At 73.2% G+C, this 20306-nt stretch carries 21 protein-coding genes and 1 pseudogene; 13 read left to right on the top strand and 9 right to left on the bottom strand.

The genetic code is table 11. The features are described 5' to 3' along the window. Positions 1 to 88: 88 nt before the first annotated feature. From ADL34_RS13975 to ADL34_RS13995, 5 genes and pseudogenes are all read left to right on the top strand, one after another. Positions 89 to 1609, top strand: coding sequence for an IucA/IucC family protein (locus ADL34_RS13975; RefSeq protein ID WP_062666936.1), 1521 nt, complete (start codon positions 89 to 91; stop codon positions 1607 to 1609). 135 nt (positions 1610 to 1744) lie between these two features. Further along, complete coding sequence (locus ADL34_RS13980; RefSeq protein ID WP_062666937.1) at positions 1745 to 2074, top strand: hypothetical protein; 330 nt, start codon at positions 1745 to 1747, stop codon at positions 2072 to 2074. Positions 2075 to 2112: 38 nt separating this feature from the next. Beyond that, positions 2113 to 2532, top strand: a pseudogene (locus ADL34_RS34805) (cation:proton antiporter); the annotation flags it as partial. Between the two features lie 47 nt (positions 2533 to 2579). Continuing rightward, complete coding sequence (locus ADL34_RS13990) at positions 2580 to 3494, top strand: HipA family kinase (protein WP_062666941.1); 915 nt, start codon at positions 2580 to 2582, stop codon at positions 3492 to 3494. Continuing rightward, a complete protein-coding gene (locus tag ADL34_RS13995) occupies positions 3491 to 3784 on the top strand; it encodes a SelT/SelW/SelH family protein (RefSeq protein ID WP_062666950.1) in 294 nt (97 codons plus the stop codon). The genes ADL34_RS13990 and ADL34_RS13995 overlap by 4 nt, the downstream gene beginning before the upstream one ends. Here ADL34_RS13995 and aceB read toward each other — a convergent pair. After that, a complete protein-coding gene (gene aceB, locus ADL34_RS14000; RefSeq protein WP_062666951.1) occupies positions 3774 to 5396 on the bottom strand; it encodes a malate synthase A in 1623 nt (540 codons plus the stop codon). The two genes, ADL34_RS13995 and aceB, sit on opposite strands and share 11 nt — an antisense overlap. A gap of 209 nt (positions 5397 to 5605) precedes the next feature. Beyond that, positions 5606 to 6208, bottom strand: a complete 603-nt coding sequence (locus ADL34_RS14005; protein WP_062666954.1) for a nucleotidyltransferase family protein — start codon at positions 6206 to 6208, stop codon at positions 5606 to 5608. 177 nt (positions 6209 to 6385) lie between these two features. Here ADL34_RS14005 and ADL34_RS14010 point away from each other — a divergent pair, with 177 nt between their 5' ends. Next, on the top strand, positions 6386 to 6706 hold the full coding sequence (locus tag ADL34_RS14010; protein ID WP_062666956.1) for a DUF5955 family protein: 321 nt from the start codon (positions 6386 to 6388) through the stop codon (positions 6704 to 6706). Between the two features lie 86 nt (positions 6707 to 6792). On the opposite strand, the gene ADL34_RS14015 is transcribed toward ADL34_RS14010, so the two are convergent. The 4 genes from ADL34_RS14015 to ADL34_RS14030 all read right to left on the bottom strand — a co-directional run bounded on the left by ADL34_RS14015 (position 6793) and on the right by ADL34_RS14030 (position 10664). Continuing rightward, a complete protein-coding gene (locus tag ADL34_RS14015) occupies positions 6793 to 7473 on the bottom strand; it encodes a response regulator (RefSeq protein ID WP_062666958.1) in 681 nt (226 codons plus the stop codon). After that, entirely contained in the window at positions 7470 to 8795 is a 1326-nt protein-coding gene (locus ADL34_RS14020; RefSeq protein WP_079034096.1) for a sensor histidine kinase, read from the bottom strand. Before ADL34_RS14020 ends, ADL34_RS14015 begins: the two co-directional genes overlap by 4 nt. Next, a complete protein-coding gene (locus ADL34_RS14025; protein ID WP_062666960.1) occupies positions 8792 to 9634 on the bottom strand; it encodes a CPBP family intramembrane glutamic endopeptidase in 843 nt (280 codons plus the stop codon). Before ADL34_RS14025 ends, ADL34_RS14020 begins: the two co-directional genes overlap by 4 nt. Positions 9635 to 9872: 238 nt before the next feature. Next, positions 9873 to 10664 (bottom strand): IclR family transcriptional regulator, encoded by a 792-nt coding sequence (locus ADL34_RS14030; protein WP_062666962.1) that lies wholly within the window; start codon positions 10662 to 10664, stop codon positions 9873 to 9875. A gap of 272 nt (positions 10665 to 10936) precedes the next feature. Here ADL34_RS14030 and allB point away from each other — a divergent pair, with 272 nt between their 5' ends. Both allB and alc read left to right on the top strand, forming a co-directional pair. After that, positions 10937 to 12274 carry an allantoinase AllB gene (gene allB, locus ADL34_RS14035; protein WP_062666964.1) on the top strand — a complete coding sequence of 446 codons (1338 nt, stop codon included), beginning with the start codon at positions 10937 to 10939 and terminating at the stop codon, positions 12272 to 12274. A gap of 37 nt (positions 12275 to 12311) precedes the next feature. Beyond that, the gene (gene alc / locus ADL34_RS14040; protein ID WP_062666966.1) at positions 12312 to 13427 is read left to right on the top strand and encodes an allantoicase; all 1116 of its coding nucleotides are present in this window, start codon (positions 12312 to 12314) and stop codon (positions 13425 to 13427) included. A 96-nt stretch (positions 13428 to 13523) separates the two neighbouring features. On the opposite strand, the gene ADL34_RS14045 is transcribed toward alc, so the two are convergent. Then, entirely contained in the window at positions 13524 to 13910 is a 387-nt protein-coding gene (locus ADL34_RS14045) for a ribonuclease domain-containing protein (protein WP_062666968.1), read from the bottom strand. Between the two features lie 107 nt (positions 13911 to 14017). Further along, positions 14018 to 14218 (bottom strand): hypothetical protein, encoded by a 201-nt coding sequence (locus ADL34_RS14050; protein ID WP_062667163.1) that lies wholly within the window; start codon positions 14216 to 14218, stop codon positions 14018 to 14020. A 170-nt stretch (positions 14219 to 14388) separates the two neighbouring features. On the opposite strand from ADL34_RS14050, the gene ADL34_RS14055 reads away from it, so the two are divergent. Both ADL34_RS14055 and ADL34_RS14060 read left to right on the top strand, forming a co-directional pair. After that, on the top strand, positions 14389 to 15642 hold the full coding sequence (locus ADL34_RS14055; protein WP_400092526.1) for a sensor histidine kinase: 1254 nt from the start codon (positions 14389 to 14391) through the stop codon (positions 15640 to 15642). Between the two features lie 102 nt (positions 15643 to 15744). Then, on the top strand, positions 15745 to 16434 hold the full coding sequence (locus ADL34_RS14060; protein WP_062666970.1) for a response regulator transcription factor: 690 nt from the start codon (positions 15745 to 15747) through the stop codon (positions 16432 to 16434). A 54-nt stretch (positions 16435 to 16488) separates the two neighbouring features. On the opposite strand, the gene ADL34_RS14065 is transcribed toward ADL34_RS14060, so the two are convergent. Next, positions 16489 to 17511 carry a Gfo/Idh/MocA family oxidoreductase gene (locus ADL34_RS14065; RefSeq protein WP_062666972.1) on the bottom strand — a complete coding sequence of 341 codons (1023 nt, stop codon included), beginning with the start codon at positions 17509 to 17511 and terminating at the stop codon, positions 16489 to 16491. A gap of 129 nt (positions 17512 to 17640) precedes the next feature. Between ADL34_RS14065 and ADL34_RS14070 the strand changes: the two genes are divergently transcribed. From ADL34_RS14070 to ADL34_RS14080, 3 genes are all read left to right on the top strand, one after another. Then, entirely contained in the window at positions 17641 to 18378 is a 738-nt protein-coding gene (locus ADL34_RS14070; protein ID WP_179199452.1) for a GntR family transcriptional regulator, read from the top strand. Between the two features lie 168 nt (positions 18379 to 18546). Continuing rightward, positions 18547 to 19695, top strand: coding sequence for an ROK family glucokinase (locus tag ADL34_RS14075; protein ID WP_062666976.1), 1149 nt, complete (start codon positions 18547 to 18549; stop codon positions 19693 to 19695). Next, positions 19692 to 20273 (top strand): hypothetical protein, encoded by a 582-nt coding sequence (locus tag ADL34_RS14080; RefSeq protein WP_062666978.1) that lies wholly within the window; start codon positions 19692 to 19694, stop codon positions 20271 to 20273. The genes ADL34_RS14075 and ADL34_RS14080 overlap by 4 nt, the downstream gene beginning before the upstream one ends. Positions 20274 to 20306 lie beyond the last annotated feature (33 nt).

Below are 20306 nucleotides of genomic sequence, written 5' to 3' on the forward strand. Positions count from 1 at the left end.
GGCTCCTCGGGGTACGGGTGGGGCGTCGGACGGCCGCCGACGGCAGACATACTGATCGTCTCCCGCCTGAACGGACCGTAGGGAACCAGTGGATCGCGTGCACCTCACCCCGCCGACCGCCGCGGACGCGGCGGCCCGCGCCGACGCCCTGGCGATCGCCCCGCTGCTCAACTGCCTGCTCCGCGAGGTGGCCGAGCCGCAGCGCGACGGAACGGCGCGCACGGACGCGCCGGACGACGAACGGCGGGTGCACCGGCTGCGCGGCTCGGGCCGCCTCCTGCGGGTCCGCGGCGTCCGGCGGCCCGCCGAGCCCGAGGTGTTCACCGGCGGCGCCTGGCGCCGCGTCGGCCACGCCGAACTCGTCAAGCTCGTCGCGGACGAGCTGCGCCGCCACACCGGCCAGTCCAACCACGAACTGCCCGCCGAGATGATCGACAGCCGGGACACGCTGGCCGCCCTGCTCGCCGCACGCGCGCGTGCCGTACCGCCCGGCGACCTCTATCTGCGCTCCGAGCAGTCCCTCCTCACCGGCCACCCGTACCACCCCGCGCCGAAGGCACGCGGCGGCGGCCCGGTCGCGGCCTGGCTGCCGTACGCGCCCGAGGCGTACGCCCGCTTCCCGCTGGCGCTGCTCGGGCTGCGCGAGGACCTGGTCGTCGAGGAGGGCGACACGGCCGCCCTGGACGCCCTCGGCGAGGCACCGCCCGGCTACCGGCTGCTGCCCGCGCACCCCTGGCAGCTCGGCCTGGTGGACCTCGCGCCCGCCTTCGCCGACGGGCGGCTGATCCGGCTCGGCACGACCGCCTTCGACGTGTGGCCGACGGCCGCGATCCGCACGCTGTACGCGCCCGGACCCGACCTGTTCCTCAAGTTCAGCCTCGACGTCCGCATCACCAACGACATCCGGCGGCTGTGGCGGCACGACCTGCTGCGGCTGCGCCGGACCGACGCGGCGGCCACGGCGGCCCTCGCCGGTCAGGACGCGGCCTGGCTGAGCGACCGCGGCTACCGCACCGCCTCGTTCGCCTTCGAGGAACTGGCGGTCCTGGTGCGCGACGGGCTGGGCGGCCGGGTCCGGCCCGGGGCGACGCCGCTGCTGGCCGCCTCGCTCGTCGAGGGTTTCGAGGGCAGCCCGCTGGACGCCGCCGGGGACCCGGCCGCCTGGTGGGAGGCGTACCTGGCGCAGGTGGTCCCGCCCGCCCTGACGGCGTTCGACGCGCACGGCGTCGTCCTGGAGGCGCACCTGCAGAACACCCTGGTCGCCGTCGACGCCGGCGGCCTGCCCGTGCAGGCCCTGTTCCGGGACGCCGAGGGCGTGAAGCTGCTCGGGGACGTGTCCCGGGCGGCGGGCTGGGAGCGGCTGGTGTACTGCCTGGTCGTCAACCACCTCGCCGAGGTCGCCGGGGTCCTCGGAGCACGCCGTCGCGGGTACGACCCCTGGCCCGCCGTCCGCCGCGAGCTGGCCCGGCACGACCTCCCGGAGATCCCGGCCCTGCTGTCGGCCCCCACGCTTCCCGGCAAGACCAACCTGCTGCTGCGCTGGACGGGCGCGGACGGCGCCGACGCCCGCTATCTGCCGTTGCCCAACCCGCTGGCCGGAGCCGGCTGAGCGACGGCCCCGGGCTCTTGGCGGTCAGGGCCGCATATGCGCCGATATGGGTACTGGACCCGATGGTCCCGGCCCCCTGTCGCATGTGAGGGTGACAGTGAGCCCCCGGCCTCCCGGTCACCGGAAGGAGGAGGTATGCCGCACCCGACCCGATCCCCGCACCCCCTCGACACACGGCCACGGCACCGCGACCCCCGTTTCACCGGGGGCCCCGAGACCGGCCGCCCACCGCCGGGCGGCCCGCGCGGCAGGCGTGGGGCCTGGGCGCTGCTGGCCGCCTCGGTGGTGATGCTGACCGCCGGCGCGATGCTGCCGCAGGGCCTGCTCCTCGCCTCCGGACTGGTCGCGGCCGGTGTGGCGGTCCAGATGCTCACGCCGCCCGAGAAGCCGGCGCCCGCGCACCCCCGCGCACCCGAACCCGTCCGCTCCGACGAGACGGCCGGCCGCCCCCACGACGACGCATGACGGGACGCGGGCGCGAGACCACGCGCCCGCCTCCCGTCTCCGTCGCCGGTCCCGTCGGCGCGGCCGTCGCCCTGACGATCGCCATGAACGTGATCGCGGGCCTGTTCGCCGCCCGCCTGTACCGCTACGGGCCGGAGCCCACCGCGAACATCGCCACCACGCTCCTCGGCCGCGGGGAGTTCGCGCTGATCCTGGCCGCGATGGCCGCCACCGCCGGACTCGACGGGCGGCTCGCCCCCTTCATCGCCAGCTACGTCCTCGTCCTGGCCGTGCTCGGGCCCGTCCTGGCGGGACGCGCGCATCTGCTCGCCCGCCTCCTGGAGGCCGCGGGGGCCGTTCTGCCGCGCCGCCGCGACCGGCCGCCCGAGACGCCCGAGACGCCGGAACCGCCGGAACCTCCGGACGACGTGGCCGCGGAGCCGTCCGAAGCGGCCGCCGCCCGCTCCGGCACGCGGTGACCGGCGACTATGCTCGGGGCGTACCGCAGGCCGGAAGCAGGGGTCGGATGTTGAGAGAGGTCGTAGCCACCCGCTACATCGAGCCCCTGACGTCCGGCGGCTCCGTTCCCGGCGTCGTCGAGGCCGACGACCTCGGCACCTACGTCGTGAAGTTCACCGGCTCCGCACAGGGCCGCAAGGCCCTCGTCGCCGAGGTGATCGTCGGTGAACTGGCCCGCGCGCTGGGGCTGCGGTTCCCCGAACTGGTCCTGGTGCACTTCGACCCCGCCGTCGCCGACAGCGAGCCGCACCAGGAGGTGCGCGACCTGCACGCCGCCAGCGCCGGCGTGAACCTCGGCATGGACTATCTGCCGGGCGCCCGGGACTTCACCCCCGAGGTCGCGAAGACGTTCCGGGTGGACCCGCTGGAGGCGGGGCGGGTCGTCTGGCTGGACGCGCTGACCGCGAACGTCGACCGGACCGTGCACAGCTCCAACCTGATGGTCTGGCCCACCCTCGGCACCGTCCCGCCCCGGCTGTGGCTCATCGACCACGGCGCGGCCCTCGTCTTCCACCACCGCTGGGACGCCTCCGACCCGGAGCGCGCCTACGACCTGCGCCACCACGCCCTCGGCCAGTACGGCCCCGACGTGCGCGCCGCCGACGCGGAGCTGGCGCCCCGGGTGACCGGGGAACTGCTCCGGGAGGTCGTGGCGGCGGTCCCGGACGCCTGGCTGGCCGCCGAACCCGGCTTCGCCACGCCGCAGGAGGCCCGCGACGCCTACGTCGCGCATCTGCACAGCCGCGTGCGGGCGTCCGCCGCGTGGCTGCCCACCGGCTTCCCGACCCGGGAGGAACTCGCCGCCGAGGATCTCGCGCGGGCGGCGAGGACACAGCGAGGCCGGCCGGACTGGCTCAAGCGGGTCCCCGACCTGCACGGCAAGCCGGCCGTGGAACAGGACGGATCGGTGCACCTGGGATGAGCGGCCGCGTCGAGATCGAGTACTGCACCCAGTGCGGCTGGCTGCCCCGCGCGGCCTGGCTCGCGCAGGAACTGCTCACCACCTTCGAGGCGGAGCTGTCCGAGCTGGCCCTGCGGCCGGGCAAGGGCGGCGTCTTCGTCGTCCGGGTGGACGGCGAGCCGGTCTGGGACCGGCGCGAGCAGGGCTTCCCCGAGCCCACGGCGGTCAAGCGCGCCGTACGCGACCGAGTGGCCCCGGGCAAGCCCCTGGGCCACTCGGACAAGGCCGGTCCGGACGCCGTCAGCCCCTGAGCCGTTCGTACGCCGGCAGGGTCAGGAAGTCGGCGTAGTCGGCGTCCAGGGACACCTCGAGCAGCAGGTCGTGGGCCTCCTGCCAGTGGCCCGCGGCGAAGGCCTCCGCGCCCAGCTCCTGCTCGATGTCCCGCAGCTCCTCGGCGGCGATCCGGCGGGCCAGCTCGGGCGTCGCCTTCTCGCCGTTGTCGAACTCCACGCCCGCGTTGATCCACTGCCAGATCTGGGAGCGGGAGATCTCGGCGGTGGCCGCGTCCTCCATCAGGTTGAAGATGGCGACCGCGCCGAGCCCGCGCAGCCAGGCCTCGATGTACCGGATGCCGACCTGCACGGCGTTGACGAGCCCGTCGTACGTCGGCCTGGCGTCGAGCGAGTCGATCGCGATGAGGTCGGCCGCCTCCACACGCACGTCCTCGCGCAGCCGGTCCTTCTGGTTCGCCTTGTCCCCGAGGACCTTGTCGAAGGACTCCATGGCGATCGGGACCAGGTCGGGATGGGCGACCCAGGAGCCGTCGAAGCCGTCGGCGGCCTCGCGGTCCTTGTCCGCGCGGACCTTCTCGAACGCCACCTTGTTGACCTCGGCGTCCCGGCGGGACGGGATGAACGCCGCCATGCCGCCGATCGCGTGCGCGCCGCGCTTGTGGCAGGTGCGGACCAGGAGTTCGGTGTAGGCCCGCATGAACGGGGCCGTCATCGTGACGGCGTTGCGGTCCGGCAGAACGAACTTCGGCCCGCCGTCCCGGAAGTTCTTGACGATGGAGAACAGGTAGTCCCAGCGGCCGGCGTTCAGCCCGGAGGCGTGGTCGCGCAGCTCGTAGAGGATCTCCTCCATCTCGTAGGCTGCCGTGATCGTCTCGATCAGGACGGTGGCCCGGACGGTGCCCTGCGGGACGCCGAGGTAGTCCTGCGCGAACACGAACACGTCGTTCCACAGGCGGGCCTCGAGGTGCGACTCCGTCTTCGGCAGGTAGAAGTACGGGCCCTTGCCGAGGTCGATCAGACGCCGCGCGTTGTGGAAGAAGTACAGGCCGAAGTCGACAAGGGCGCCGGGCACCGGCTGTCCGTCGAGCCGGAGGTGCCGCTCGTCCAGGTGCCAGCCGCGCGGGCGCATGACGACCGTGGCCAGCTCGTCGGACGGACGCAGGGCGTACGACTTGCCCGAGGCGGCGTCGGTGAAGTCGATGGACCGGCGGTAGGCGTCGATCAGGTTGAGCTGGCCGAGGACGACGTTCTCCCAGGTCGGCGCGGAGGCGTCCTCGAAGTCCGCGAGCCAGATCCGGGCGCCCGAGTTAAGCGCGTTGATCGTCATCTTGCGGTCGGTCGGGCCGGTGATCTCGACGCGGCGGTCCTGGAGGGCGGGCGGGCACGGGGCCACCACCCAGGAGTCGTCGGCGCGGATCGCGGCGGTCTCCGGGAGGAAGTCGAGCGTGGAGGTGCGGGCGATCTCGGCGCGGCGCTCCGCGCGGCGGGCGAGGAGTTCGTCACGGCGGGGTGTGAAGCGGCGGTGCAGCTCGGCCACGAAGGCGAGGGCCGCGTCGGTGAGGACCTCCTCCTGCCGGGGCAGGGGCTCGGCGTCGACGATGGCCAGCGGGGACGGCGCTGGTGCGGACATGAGCTGTCACTTCCTTCAGCGGGCTGGGGCGAGCGGTCGAGCTGTGTGGCACCGGGTGCCAGTCTTCCCGGATGCCGGGGGAAGCGCCCGCCGAACGGCCGGAGCGCTTCTGATCAGTGGATACTAGTTTCCTCATGGTGGAAGTTCAATGGTTTGTTGATGTCGAGATTCCTCATGCCGGGGCGAGGTGGCGCCGGGTGCCACCGCGGTCACTCCAGGTGGGCCAGATCGGCCTCCGTGTCGATGTCGTAGGGCTCCGCCACGTCCCCGCACTCGACGAGCGCGACCGAACCGGCGTGCTCCTCGAGGTACGTGCGCGCCCCCCGGTCGCCGGTGGCGGCCGCGCTCACACCGGCCCAGTGGGCCGCGCCGAACAGCACGGGATGCCCGCGGACGCCGTCGTACGCGGCCGAGACGAGGGACGACTCGTCCCGGTACGCCGCGAGGACCCGCGCCACCGCCTCCGGTCCGATGCCAGGCTGGTCGACCAGCAGGACGAGTGCCGCACGCGCGTTCGTGCCGGCCAGGGAGCCCAGCCCGGCCCGCAGGGAGGACCCCATCCCCTCGGCCCACTCCGGGTTCTCCACCAGGACGCACCCGTCGAGCCCCGCACGCCGGCGTACGTCCGCCGCGCGCGCCCCCAGCACCACGTGCACGCGCGCGCAGCCGCCCGCGCGCAGCACCCCGGCGGCGTGCTCGACCAGGAGCCGGCCGCGATGCGGCAGCAGTGCCTTGGGCCGTCCGCCGAGCCGTCGTCCGCCGCCCGCCGCGAGGAGCAGACCGGCCACCGGGAGGGGTTGTGAGTGCGTCATGCGTCCTGCATACCTGACACCTGCGCGAGGGGCCGACCCGCAGGGCTGAATTTCCGTCCGCGCTGTGGCGGATCGGTACGGGGGTGGCGTTTACTGACCGGCGTCCCCGGCGCCCCGAGGGGCGTTCGGCGAGGGCGCGCGGCTGGTGGCGCACAACGGCGTGCGAGGGGGAGAGCTTTGTTGCGGAGCTTGGGGCAGAGGTCGGTGACGGGCACAGGCGAGGACCCGAGGGTGGCGGAGCTGCGGACGGCCGTGTCCCGTCTGCGCCGCGAACTCGCCGCGCATCCGGCCGAGTTCCCCGACCGGGGGATCGCCGAGGAGGAACTGGCGGCGCTGGCCGCGATGACGGCCGACGGGGCGCCCGAGGCGCCACGGCTGCGCCGGTCCTTACTGCTGATCGCCGGGGCCATCGGCTCGGTGAGCGCGCTGTCGCCCGGCCTCACCCAGGTGCGGGACGCCGTGGAGATGTTCGGGACGCCCCCGCGCGGGCGGGGCTAGGGCGTGTCCGCACAGTCCCGCCTGCCGCCCGGCACGTGCTCTAGGACGCTTCCTCGGGGTCGGCCCGCGACTCTGGACCGATCGGCTCAGCTCGCCAGGCCGTGACGGAACGCGTAGACGACCGCCTGGACACGGTCGCGCACGTCCAGCTTGGTGAGGATGCGGGAGACGAACGTCTTCACCGTCTCCTGGCTGATGACGAGGGCGGCGGCGATCTCGCCGTTGGACAGGCCGTCCGCGATCAGCCGCAGCACCTCCAGTTCGCGGGGGGTGAGCGGAACGTCCTCCGGGGCGCCCTCGGTGGGGCGGATACGGGTCGCGTACCGGCCGACGAGCTGGCGGGTGACCTCGGGGTCGAGGAGCGCCGCGCCCAGGGCGACCGTGCGGATGCCGTGCAGCAGGCGGTCGGGCGGGGCGTCCTTGAGGAGGAAGCCGCTCGCTCCGGCGCGCAGCGCCTCGTAGACGTACTCGTCGAGGTTGAACGTGGTGACGACGAGGACCTTGACGGGGCGGGCGACCCCGGCCCCCGCCAGCAGGCGGGTCGCTTCGAGGCCGTCGAGGACCGGCATGCGGATGTCCATGACCACGACGTCCGGGTCGAGTTCGCGGGCGAGGTCGACTCCCTTCCGGCCGTCACCGCACTCGCCCACCACCTCCATGTCGGGCTGGGCGTCGATGATGGTGACCAGGCCCGTGCGGATCAGCGCCTGGTCGTCGCAGACGAGCACCCGGGTCGGCGCGGCCCCGGAGGGAGGGGGTGTGGTCACGAGCGGACCCCGGCCGGTATCCGCGCCCGGACGACGAAGCCACCGCCCGCGACGGCGCCCGCGCTGAAGTCCCCGCCCAGCACGTCGACCCGCTCGCGCAGACCGGCCAGCCCTCGTCCGCTGCCACCGACGGCGGCGGCCCGTGAGCCGGTGCCTTCCGTGCCGACCTCCACGGTGATCTCCCTCTCGCCGTGCCGCACGACGACCGAAGTGCGGCTGCCGTGAGCGTACTTGAGGGCGTTGGTGAGTGCTTCCTGCACCACCCGGTAGGCCACGAGGTCGGAACTGCCGGTGGACTCCGGCGGGGCGCCCTCCTCGGTGAACTCCACCGGCTGGCCCGCCCGGCGGGTCTGCTCCACAAGGGTCAGGACGCGGCCGACGGCCGGTGTCCTCGGCTCGGCCGCGGCGTCGTCGCCGCTCCGGGTGCCGTGATCGGGATTGAGCAGGTCCAGCAGGTGCCGCAGGTCGGTGATCGCCCGGCGCCCGGTGTCGGAGACGGCGCTCAGGGACTGCTCCAGCCGCTCGGGCGCGGAGGTCAGATAGCGCGCGGCCTCCGCCTGCACCACCATCGCCGTCACGTGGTGGGTCACGACGTCGTGCAACTCCCGCGCTATCCGGGTGCGTTCGGCGTTCCGTGTCTCCACGGCGACCCGCTCGCGGCGTTCGGCCTCCGCCTGCCGGGTGGTGCGCAGCCAGCTTCCGGCGCCCCAGGCCAGGCCCATCGCCAGGTAGAAGGTCGTGTACTCCGCGACGGTCTCGCCCGTGCCGAGGCGGGCGAGGCCGACCGACAGCGCCACGTACGCCACGGTGAGGCCGGCCACGAAGCTCCGGCGGTGCCGCTCCAGGTGCGAGCCGGTGCTCACCAGGGCGACGCCCATCGCCGTGGCTGCGAAGGTGTGGTAGCCGAGGAGCTGGTCGGCGGCGAACCCGCCGGAGACCAGGGCCAGCGAGAGGGCCGGCCACCGCCTGCGCACCGCCAGGGGCAGGGACTCGAGGAGGATCACGACGACGGCCAGCGCGTCGTGCGGGCGGTCGGGGACACCCCCGACGACCGTTCCGTTGCTGCGGAGCGCCGGGAGGAAGGAGCCGATCAGGAGGAGGAGCCCGAACGGAAGGTCCCGGACGACGACGTCCAGCCGGTACCAGATGCCACCGAGTCGCTTCCGGGCGCTGTCCAGACGGTGCCGGATGCCGTCCGCGCGGACTCGGGTCACCGACGGCCGGAGCCGGAGCCCGGCCGGCCGGAGCCCGGCACCGCTCTCGCGGTGTCCGGCTCCGTCCGTCCGGCGCTCCGGCGAACCGGCGGATCGCTGTTCCGTCATCGGGTGAGCGCCGCGAGAGTCTCGGCGCGCTCGACGCGGCGCCGGGGGACGATGTTGCCGCGGCGGTGGGCCACCACCAGGAAGCAGACCGTCAGCAGCGTGCCGAAGAGCACCGCGTAGACGCTCGCCTCGGGACCGAACTCGCCGCCCGTGATCAGGCGGTGGCCCGACAGGGTGGAGTCCAGCAGGCCGTGGGTGTCGCCGTTGCCCGAGACCTGGGTGCTGAAGACACCGGACTCCATGAAGTTCCAGGCGAAGTGCACGCCCATCGGCAGCCACAGGTTGCGGGTGGCGGCGTAGGCAGCGGCGAGCATGGCGCCGGCCTCGATGGCGATGGCCAGCGCGCCGGCGACGGTTGCGTCGTCGTTGAGGAGGTGCATGGCGCCGAACACGAGGCCGGACAGTATCAGTGCGATGTACGTGCCCGTGACGCGTTCCAGCAGCCGGAACAGCAGTCCGCGGAAGATGATCTCCTCCGTCGCGGCGGCGGCCGCCATGAAGCCGATCAGTCCGATGGCCCCGCTCACCGAGTCGATGCCGTGGACCTCGTAGTCGCCGAGGAGGTAGATGTTGCCGATGACGCAGAGGAACATCAGCGTGCCGATGACCAGGCCCCAGAAGGCCGCGCTCGTGGCTTCCTCCGCCCGCAGTTCGGTCACCTCGCGGTTCTCGGTGCGCCGCACGGCCCACCGGTAGACGAAGATGATCACGACCGCGGTGAGCGCGCCCACCAGGAGCGAGAGCCAGGGGTTGTCCTTCACCCCGCTGACGAGACCGCCGCACACCGCGTAGACCGCGAAGACGACGACGACCTGCAGGACTGTCTTCCAGGCTTTCATGACGTGGACTCCCCTTGCCGGTTCCGACTCCGGTTCCTTCTCCGGCCCGCGGCCCGGCGTTCCGCGGTGAGTCGAACACTAGGAATGCGGGGTCGGGGGAGTCGTCACCGTGGGGTGGACACTCGCTTGTGGCTCGCGCGGGGGACAGAGGGGCGGGACGTCCCCCGCAAGGGGCGTGGACCGGTCGCCGAGGGGCGGGCGGAGGGGGCCTGCTCGCCGCAGGGCGCGGCCGGTTCCGTCAGGACTGGTTCTGGCTGGCCAGCGCCTCGGCCAGTTCGCCGGCGATCTGCTGGAGCAGCGGCACGATCCGCTCCGTCGCCGCCTCGGTGACCCGGCCCGCCGGACCCGAGATCGAGATCGCGGCCGGGGTGGGGGAGTCGGGCACGGGGACCGCGAGGCAGCGCACCCCGATCTCCTGCTCGTTGTCGTCGACGGCGTAGCCGGTGCGCCGCACGTCCTCCAGCGCGGCGAGGAAGCCGTCCGGCGTGGTGATGGTCCGGTCCGTGGCGGCCGGCATGCCGGTGCGCGACAGCAGCGCGCGCACCTCCTCGGCCGGGAAGGAGGCCAGCAGGGCCTTGCCGACACCCGTGGAGTGCGGGAGCACGCGCCGGCCCACCTCGGTGAACATGCGCATCGAGTGCTTGGACGGCACCTGGGCCACGTAGACGATCTCGTCGCCGTCGAGCAGGGCCATGTTCGCCGTCTCGCCGGTCTCCTCGACCAGCCGGGCCAGATAGGGGCGGGCCCAGGTCCCCAGCAGGCGGGAGGCGGACTCGCCGAGCCGGATCAGCCGCGGCCCCAGCGCGTACCGGCGGTTGGGCTGCTGACGTACGTATCCGCAGGCCACCAGGGTGCGCATCAGACGGTGGATGGTCGGCAGCGGCAGACCGCTGCTGGCGGACAGCTCGCTCAGGCCCACCTCGCCGCCGGCGTCCGCCATCCGCTCCAGCAGGTCGAAGGCGCGCTCCAGGGACTGGACACCGCCGCTGGACCGGGCGGAGTCGGTGGTGCTGGCGCTGGACGTCGGCACGGCGCGTTCCTTTCGGGACCCGTGGGAAGGGCAGAAGCCTACCCGCCGGTCGGTCGACTCCCCGGGAGGGCGTCTTCACGTTCTGCGTGGCGGAAGTCTAATTTCACTTTGTGGAACTGTCCAGAGGGGCCGATCGGGGCGCACTGTGGAGAAGTGTGCCCTTGACGGCGCCGCGACGGGAGTGAAGACTCCTTCAACAGAACGTTGAAATTCCGGGGTCCGGCCGGGGTGGTCCGGCCGGCTCGCGGAGAAGGCGGCAGAGAGGGGTCCGGGTGTCCGACGTCGAACTGGTGCTGCGCTCGACGCGCGTCATCACCCCGGAGGGGATGCGGGCCGCCTCCGTCGCGGTCGCCGCCGGAAAGATCACGGCAGTCCTCGGGTATAGCTCGGCCGTGCCGTCCGGCGCACGCCTCGAGGACGTCGGCGACGACGTCCTGCTGCCCGGCCTCGTCGACACCCACGTCCACGTCAACGACCCCGGGCGCACCGAGTGGGAGGGTTTCTGGACCGCCACGCGCGCCGCGGCGGCCGGCGGCATCACCACCCTCGTCGACATGCCGCTCAACTCCCTGCCGCCCACCACGACCGTCGACCATCTGCGCGTCAAGCAGAAGACGGCCGCCGACAAGGCGCACGTCGACGTCGGCTTCTGGGGCGGCGCCCTGCCCGGCAACACCGGGGACCTGCGCCCGCTGCACGAGGCCGGGGTCTTCGGCTTCAAGGCGTTCCTGTCGCCGTCCGGCGTGGACGAGTTCCCGCACCTCGGACAGGACGAACTCGCCCGGACCATGGCCGAGATCGCCTCCTTCGACGGGCTGCTGATCGTCCACGCCGAGGACCCGCACCACCTGGCGGCGGCCCCGCAGCACGGCGGCCCCCGCTACGCCGACTTCCTCGCCTCCCGGCCGCGGGACGCCGAGGACACGGCGATCGCCCAGCTGATCGCCCAGGCGAAACGCCTCCACGCGCGTGTGCACGTGCTGCACCTGTCGTCGGCCGACGCGCTGCCGCTGATCGCCGAGGCCCGGCGGGAGGGCGTACGGATCACCGTCGAGACCTGCCCGCACTACCTGACCCTGACCGCCGAGGAGGTCCCGGACGGGGCCAGCGAGTTCAAGTGCTGCCCGCCCATCCGCGAGTCCGCCAACCAGGACCTGCTCTGGCAGGCCCTGGCCGACGGCACGATCGACTGCGTGGTCACCGACCACTCGCCCTCCACGGCCGACCTGAAGACCGACGACTTCGCCACCGCCTGGGGCGGGATCTCCGGCCTCCAGCTGAGCCTGGCCGCCGTCTGGACCGAGGCGCGCCGGCGCGGGCACGGCCTGGAGGACGTGGTCCGCTGGATGTCCGCCCGGACCGCCGGGCTGGCCGGGCTCGGCCACAAGGGGGCCATCGAAGCCGGCCGCGACGCCGACTTCGCGGTGCTCGCCCCCGACGCGGCCTTCACCGTGGACCCGGCCGCCCTCCAGCACCGCAACCGCGTGACGGCGTACGCGGGCCGGACCCTGCACGGAGTCGTGCGGGCCACCTGGCTGCGCGGCGAACGCGTCTTCGACGACGGCGAGTTCACCGAACCGAAGGGACGCCTTCTCACCCGCACCCCCTGACCCCCATCCGACGACGCGAAAGGCAGATCTGATCACCGTGACGGCGATCCCCAGCTTCACCGGCGACGCGAGCCCCTACGGCGGCGGCGACCCGTACGCGGACTACCGCACCGCCGACTTCCCCTTCACCCGGTACGCCGATCTCGCCGACCGGCGCCTCGGTGCCTCCGTCGTCGCCGCCAACGACGAGTTCTTCGCCCAGCGCGAGAACCTCCTGGTGCCCGGGCGCGCCGAGTTCGACCCCGAGCACTTCGGGCACAAGGGCAAGGTCATGGACGGCTGGGAGACCCGGCGGCGCCGCGGCGCCTCGGCCGAGCACCCCTGGCCGACGGCCGAGGACCACGACTGGGCGCTGGTACGCCTCGGCGCCCCCGGCGTGATCCGCGGCATCGTGGTCGACACGGCCCACTTCCGCGGCAACTACCCGCAGGCGGTGTCCGTCGAGGGTGCCTGCGTGCCGGGTTCGCCGTCGCCCGAGGACCTGCTCGGCGACGACGTGAAGTGGACGACGCTCGTCCCGCGCACCCCGGTCGGCGGCCACGCCGCGAACGGCTTCGCCGTACAGGCCGAGCAGTGCTTCACCCACCTGCGGCTCAACCAGCACCCCGACGGCGGCATAGCGCGTCTGCGCGTGTACGGCGAGGTCGTGCCCGACCCCGCGTGGCTCGCCGCGCTCGGCACCTTCGACGTCGTCGCCCTGGAGAACGGCGGCCGGGCCGAGGACGCCTCGAACCTCTTCTACTCGCCCGCCGGCAACACCATCCAGCCGGGCCGCTCCCGCAAGATGGACGACGGCTGGGAGACCCGCCGGCGCCGCGACCAGGGTCACGACTGGATCAGCTACCGGCTGGCGGCCCAGTGCGAGATCCGGGCCGTCGAGATCGACACCGCGTATCTGAAGGGCAACAGCGCGGGCTGGGCGTCGGTCTCCGTGAAGGACGGCGAGAGCGGCACGTGGACGGAGGTCGTCCCGCGCACCCGTCTCCAGCCGGACACCAACCACCGCTTCGTCCTGGAGTCCCCGGCCCTCGGCACGCACGCGCGCGTGGACATCTATCCGGACGGCGGCATCTCCCGGCTGCGCCTGCACGGCTCGCTGACCGAGCAGGGGACGGCGGGTCTGCGCGCCCGCCGGCAGGAGCTGGGCGGGTAACACGCCCCAGGGGACGGTCTCGCCCCGCGGCCGGTGGTGCTGTGGGGGGTCCGCGGGGCGAGCGTCAGTGGTGAGGTCCGGCCTGCCTGCCGGACCTCAGCAGCCGTGGTCGATCAGGTCGAAGGTCGCGTAGTGATCGGCCGTGTAGTAGTCCTCCCGGGGCTCCTCGCCGGTGACGATGCGCCGCGCGCCCCGGGTGTCGGAGCCCGGCGTGATCACCGTGTACTCGTGGTAGTAGCCGGTCGACCGGCCCGGCAGGACGCCCTCCCGGTTCTGGAAGACGGTGCCGTCCTGTTCGAAGGGGAAGGGACCGCCCTGTTCGATCAGGTCCAGGGTGTCGTGCGCCTGAGACGGCAGGTCGCTCTGGCAGATGCTGCCGACCGCGGCCGCCGCCGGGGTGGCGGTGACGGTGCCGCCGACGAGGAGAGCGGACAGCAGGGCCGCCGCGGAGCCGATGCGGGTGAGGTGTGGGGGGAATCTCATGGCCGTATGATGACGCGCGTAGAAGATGGCATGTCAACGTCAACCTCACTGTTCTCCGCCGGATGTCCCCTCAATGTTCACGCCGTTGCCATCGGCGCGCGAGGCGGTCATGGCGACGTCCGGCTCTCGGCGACCGCGAACAGCGCGAACGCCAGCACCAGCAGGGTCACGCTCGCGTAGACCTCGTAGCCGTCCAGGAACCCGACGCGCTGCACCAGACCCCAGTGCCAGTCGGTGAACTCGTGGACCAGGCCCGCGACGCCCTGCACGAGACAGACGAACCCCAGGAACTCCAACAACTGCTTCATGCCCCGAGTCTCGCCCGCCGAGCCCCCCGCGCCCATCGGCCACGAGGCGCGACCGGCGCGGCCGAAGGAAGGCCGTCCGGGCGGTCCGCGCCCACCAAAGTCTGCGGTGCCCCGACTTTGGTCGGTGATGCCGTCGCGGCAGGCCCTCCGGGAGCCGCTCCTGCGTAGATTTGTCGACCGTGAACACCGAACAGCACCCGTCCCCGCCGCAGTTCCTCGCGGAGCGGCGCTGGCTGCTGCCCTCCGCCCTGGCCGCGGAGTTCGAGCCCGATCCCGACCGCCCCGGCCGGCCCCGGCGCACGGCCCGCGACTGGGTGGTCGACTTCGGCTTCTTCCTGGTGGCCGTGCTCCTCGGCCTGCTCTCCGCGGACACGCTGGCGCAGGAGGACATCCCCGGCGGCCTCGTCGCCGCCGACCAGCTGCTCGGCGCCCTCGCGTGCGGCGCGGTGTGGCTCAGGCGCCGCCGGCCGTTCGCACTCGCCGTCGCCATGGTCCCCGTGTGCTTCGTGTCGAACACCGCGGGCGGCGCGGGCGTCGTCGCCCTGTTCACCCTCGCCGTGCACCGGCCCTTCCGGTACGTGGCCTGGGTCGCCGCAGCCTCGCTCGCGCTGACCCCGCTCTTCTTCTGGCTGCGTCCCGACCCCGAGGTCCCCTACGGCTGGGCCGTCTTCTCCGTCGTCCTGCTCACCGGCGCGATGGTCGGCTGGGGCATGTTCGTCCGCTCCAAGCGGCAGCTCATGGTGAGCCTGCGCGACCGCGCGCGGCGCGCCGAGACGGAGGCCCGGCTGCGCGCGGATCAGGCGCAGCGCCTGGCCCGCGAGGCCATCGCCCGCGAGATGCACGACGTCCTCGCGCACCGGCTGACCCTGCTCAGCGTGCACGCCGGAGCCCTGGAGTTCCGGCCGGACGCACCCCGCGACGAGATCCAGCGGGCCGCCGGCGTCATCCGCGAGAGCGCCCACGAGGCGCTGCAGGACCTGCGCGAGATCATCGGCGTGCTGCGCGCCGGCGAGTCCGACGACTCCGGCCGCCCCCAGCCGACCCTCGCCGCGCTGGAGGCCCTGGTCGCCGAGTGCCGCGAGGCCGGCATGAAGGTCACCCTGGACCTGCGCGTCACCGACCAGGCCGCCGTACCGGCCTCCGTGGGCCGCACCGCCTACCGCATCACCCAGGAGGGGCTGACGAACGCCCGCAAGCACGCCCCCGGCACCGAGGCCACGGTGACCGTCACCGGCGCACCGGGCGAGGGCCTGACCGTGGCGGTGCGCAACGGCGCCCCCGAGGGGGACGTGCCGCCCGTGCCCGGCTCCGGGCAGGGGCTCATCGGGCTGCGGGAGCGGGCGACGCTGACGGGCGGCCGGTTCGAGCACGGGCCCGAGGCGGACGGAGGGTTCGGCATCCGGGCGTGGCTGCCGTGGGAGTGACCACGGGTGTCCGGGCGGGGGCCTTCCCGTGGGCGTCCGGGTGAGGACCTTCCCGTGCGGACCCGTCCCCGCGCACCGGACGACCGTGATTACGTGAGGCCCATGACTGCCATCAGACTGCTCCTCGTCGACGACGATCCGCTGGTCCGGGCCGGACTGTCCCTGATGCTGGGCGGCGCCGACGACATCGAGATCGTCGGCGAGGCGGCCGACGGAGCCGACGTGGGACCGCTGGCCGACCGGACCCGGCCGGACGTCGTCCTGATGGACATCCGCATGCCCGGCGTCGACGGCCTGACCGCGACGGAGCGGCTGCGTGCCCGGCAGGACCCGCCGCAGGTCGTGCTGCTGACCACCTTCCACGCCGACGAGCAGGTGCTGCGCGCCCTGCGCGCCGGGGCCGCCGGGTTCGTGCTGAAGGACACCCCGCCCGCCGAGATCGTCGACGCGGTGCGCAAGGTGGCCGCCGGCGACCCGGTCCTGTCGCCCACCGTGACCCGCCAGCTGATGGACCACGCGGCCGGTACGGCCGCCGACACCCGCCGCGCCCACGCGCGCGAGCGGCTGACCGCACTGAACGACCGCGAGCGCGAGGTCGCCGTCGCCGTCGGCCGGGGCCTGTCCAACGCCGAGATCGCCGGGGAGCTCTACATGAGTGTCGCCACCGTGAAGACGCACGTCTCCCGCGTCCTGGCCAAGCTGGACCTCAACAACCGGGTGCAGATCGCGCTCCTGGCGTACGACGCGGGCCTGCTGGAGGAACTCGACGACCGCACGGGGGAGGGGCGCTAGGGCCTTTCGTTTGGATCATGCCGGGCTCGCGGGGTCCAGGGGACCGGAGCGCCCTCAGAGGGCCGCGGTCGTCGTGCCCCCCGGCAGCTCGCCGAGCGCCACCGGTCTTCGCTCGCGCCGCGACAGCTCGCACGCCTCGGAGATCCGCAGCGCCTGCAGGGCCTCCCGCCCGTCGCAGGGGTTCGCCCGCTCGCCGCGCACGACCTCGACGAAGGCGTTCAGCTCGGCCTCGTAGGCCGGCCCGAACCGCTCCAGGAACCCGGTCCACGGCTTGTCCGCCGCGGGCGGCCCGGTCGGCTCGGTGGAGGCGATCGGCGTACGGTCGTCCAGGCCGACCACGACCTGGTCCAGCTCGCCGGCCAGCTCCATGCGCACGTCGTACCCGGCGCCGTTCAGCCGGGTCGCCGTCGCGGTGGCGAGCGTGCCGTCCTCCAGCGTCAGCACCGCCGCCGCGGTGTCCACGTCGCCCGCCTCGCGGAACATCGCGGGCCCGGCGTCCGAACCGGCCGCGTACACGTCCGCGATCTCCCGGCCGGTCACCCAGCGCAACATGTCGAAGTCGTGGATCAGCGTGTCCCGGTAGAGCCCGCCCGACAGCGGCAGCCACGCGGCGGGCGGCGGCGCCTGGTCGCTGGTGAGGGCCCGCACCGTGTGCAGCCGCCCCAGCCGGCCGGACCGCACCGCCTCGCGGGCCCCGGCGTACCCGGCGTCGAACCGGCGCTGGAACCCCATCTGCAGAATCGTCCCGGCCGTTTCCACCTCCGCGATGGCCTGCAGCGTCCCCGGCAGGTCGAGCGCGATGGGCTTCTCGCAGAACACGGGCAGACCGGAGCGGGCCGCCCGCCCGATCAGCTCGGCGTGGGCGGACGTCGCCGTGGTGATCACCACCGCGTCCACGCCCCACCGGAAGATCTCGTCCATGCCGGGCGCCGCCGTCTCGCCGAGCCGGTGCGCCAGCTCCTGGGCCCGCGACGGATTCGCGTCCGTGAGGATCAGCGATCCGACGTCACGATGGCGACTGAGCGTGTTCGCGTGGATGGTGCCGATGCGGCCCGTACCGATGACCCCGATGCGCATGGAAACAAAGTGGGGGTTCGGTGTGGACGCTGTCAATGACAATGTCCGGACAATCGAACTACACAACTTCCCGTCAACAGGCCGTGGGACTACAGTCGGGCCGTGCCGAAACCAGAAATGGACCCGACCGTGGAACTCGAGCTCAGCGTGGACCGGAGCAGTCCGGTGCCCTTGTACTTCCAGCTCTCGCAGCAGCTCGAGGCCGCCATCGAGCACGGAGCGCTCACCCCCGGCAGCCTGCTGGGCAACGAGATCGAACTCGCCGCGCGCCTCGGTCTGTCCCGGCCCACCGTCCGCCAGGCCATCCAGTCTCTGGTCGACAAGGGGCTGCTGGTGCGCCGCCGTGGCGTCGGCACCCAGGTCGTGCACAGCCAGGTCAAACGCCCGCTGGAGCTCAGCAGCCTCTACGACGACCTGGAGTCGGCCGGCCAGCGCCCGGCGACCCGCGTCCTCGTCAACACCGTCGTCCCCGCGTCCGCCGAGGTCGCCGCCGCTCTGGGGGTCACCGAGGGCAGCGACGTCCACCGGATCGAACGGCTGCGCCTCGCGCACGGCGAACCGATGGCCCACCTGTGCAACTTCCTGCCGCCCGGCCTGCTGGACCTCGACACCGGGCAGCTGGAGGCCACCGGCCTGTACCGGCTGATGCGGGCCGCCGGCATCACCCTGCACAGCGCCCGGCAGACCATCGGGGCCCGCGCCGCCACCTCCGCCGAGGCCGAGCGCCTCGCCGAGAAGGAGGGCGCGCCCCTGCTCACCATGCAGCGCGTGACGTTCGACGACACCGGCCGCGCGGTCGAGTACGGCACCCACACCTACCGGCCGAGCCGCTACTCGTTCGAGTTCCAGCTTCTCGTACGGTCCTGAGCGGACCGACCGGTACGTATCAATGTCAGGACAAATGGACGGCCGTTGCGAGGTCATCGGCGCCCGGTTCCCGCGGCACAATCCCTCCCGGAACAGGCCACTCGCGGCAACCGTCCCATTGTTCCCCCGTTCGGCACCCAGCGTGAGCGTGCGGCAGAATCGGGCGGGATGAGCACCTACCGCGACTTCACCGCACCGATCGGCTCCCGGCGGGCCCCCGTGCTGCGCACGGTCGGCTCCAGAGAGCGCCGCTCGCATCTGTCGGCTCCCCGCGTGCCCACGGTGGGCATCGACATCGGCGGCACCAAGGTGATGGCGGGCGTCGTGGACGCGGACGGCAACATCCTGGAGAAGCTCCGCACGGAGACGCCGGACAAGTCCAAGAGTCCGAAGGTCGTCGAGGACACGATCGTCGAACTGGTCCTGGACCTGTCCGACCGCCACGACGTGCACGCCGTCGGCATCGGCGCGGCCGGCTGGGTCGACGCCGACCGCAACCGCGTCCTGTTCGCCCCCCACCTGTCCTGGCGCAACGAACCCCTGCGCGACCGCCTCGCGGGCCGTCTCGCGGTGCCCGTCCTGGTCGACAACGACGCCAACTCCGCCGCCTGGGCCGAGTGGCGCTTCGGCGCCGGACGCGGCGAGGACCACCTCGTCATGATCACGCTCGGGACGGGCATCGGCGGCGCGATCCTGGAGGACGGGCAGGTCAAACGCGGCAAGTACGGCGTCGCCGGCGAGTTCGGCCATATGCAGGTCGTGCCCGGCGGCCACCGCTGCCCGTGCGGCAACCGCGGCTGCTGGGAGCAGTACAGCTCGGGCAACGCGCTCGTGCGCGAGGCCCGCGAGCTGGCCGCCGCCGACTCCCCGGTGGCGTACGGGATCATCGAGCACGTCAAGGGCCAGATCTCCGACATCACCGGCCCGATGATCACCGAGCTCGCCCGCGAGGGCGACGCCATGTGCATCGAACTGCTCCAGGACATCGGCCAGTGGCTCGGCGTCGGCATCGCCAACCTGGCCGCCGCCCTCGACCCGTCCTGCTTCGTCATCGGCGGCGGCGTCTCCGCCGCGGACGACCTGCTCATCGGCCCCGCGCGCGACGCCTTCAAGCGCCAGCTCACCGGCCGCGGCTACCGCCCCGAGGCCCGCATCGCCCGCGCCCAGCTCGGACCCGAGGCCGGCATGGTCGGCGCCGCCGACCTCGCCCGCCTGGTCGCCCGGCGCTTCCGCCGCGCCAACCGGCGCCGTGTCGAGCGCTACGAGCGCTACGCGCGCTTCGCGGAGTCCCGCCGGACCTCCCAGGGGCCGGCGTGACCGTGTCCGTACCCCGTCAGGCCGACTCCCCGGACGAGCCGCAGCAGCCCACCGAGGACCGCCGCCACCGCAACCGCCGCCGGGCGCTCACGCTGCTCATCATCGTGCTGCTCATCGGCGTCCCCGCCGGCTACCTGGTCATCTCCGCCAACCAGAGCCGCGACAGCGGCAAGGACAAGGAGGCCAAGTACTCGGCGACCGGCCTCACCGCCGGCTGGCCCGCGCGCGTCCAGCGTCACATCTACAAGGTCACCATCCCGGTGCCGTCGTACAAGGTCGCCTACTACGAGACCAACAACTGGAAGACCAGCCGGCTCTACGTCCAGTTCGAGACCGTCCCCGGCGGCCTCGACGGGTACCTGAGGACCATGGGGCTCGACCGGAACGACCTGAAGCGGGACGACATCACGATCAGCGCCCGCGACCAGAAGATCACCGGCTGGAAGTTCACCGGCGAGGGCCCCTGGTACGGCGTCGTCGACAAACGGAAGAACCCGGCACCCACCCACGACATCGTGGTGAACCTCGCCGACCCGCAGAAGCCCTTCGTCTTCGTCGTCGCCCGCACCGTCCCCTAGCCGGTGCCCGCCCCGTAGCCGGTGCCCGCCCCG

It is taken from the genome of Streptomyces sp. NRRL WC-3605, from assembly GCF_001509795.1.
GTDB classification, from domain to species: domain Bacteria; phylum Actinomycetota; class Actinomycetes; order Streptomycetales; family Streptomycetaceae; genus Streptomyces; species Streptomyces viridochromogenes.